The sequence below is a fragment of the Mesorhizobium sp. M8A.F.Ca.ET.207.01.1.1 genome (assembly GCF_004794715.1).
Classification (GTDB): domain Bacteria; phylum Pseudomonadota; class Alphaproteobacteria; order Rhizobiales; family Rhizobiaceae; genus Mesorhizobium.
In genome coordinates this window covers 1-286 of record NZ_SRUS01000557.1, presented here as the reverse complement: position 1 = coordinate 286, position 286 = coordinate 1, and the positions used below count along the sequence as shown (strand labels likewise).

Annotated in this window: 1 protein-coding gene; it reads left to right on the top strand. The window is 72.4% G+C overall.

The window, feature by feature from the left end; genetic code table 11:
* Positions 1-273: hypothetical protein (locus EN850_RS35810; protein ID WP_210238104.1), on the top strand; the 273-nt coding region annotated here is incomplete at its 5' end.
* Positions 274-286 lie beyond the last annotated feature (13 nt).

Below are 286 nucleotides of genomic sequence, written 5' to 3'. Positions count from 1 at the left end.
GACAGCAGTGCGCCGACCTCGGCGCAGGACCTGCAACGCGGCCCGCAGAGCCTGGTGCTGCTGGACTTCCGGCCCGAGCACGCGGCTGCCTCGAGCGTGCTGGCACAGCAGCTGCAGCAGACCCAACCGGACCTGGCGCTGGTCGCGGTCGGCGCCACCAGCGCCGGCCAGGTCGAAGGCGTGGTGATTGCCCTGCGCGCCGGCCTGCGCGATGTGCTGGACATGGACAGTGACAACGCCGGCATCGAGGCCGCCATGCGCCGTGCGCTGTGACAACGACGGGCGG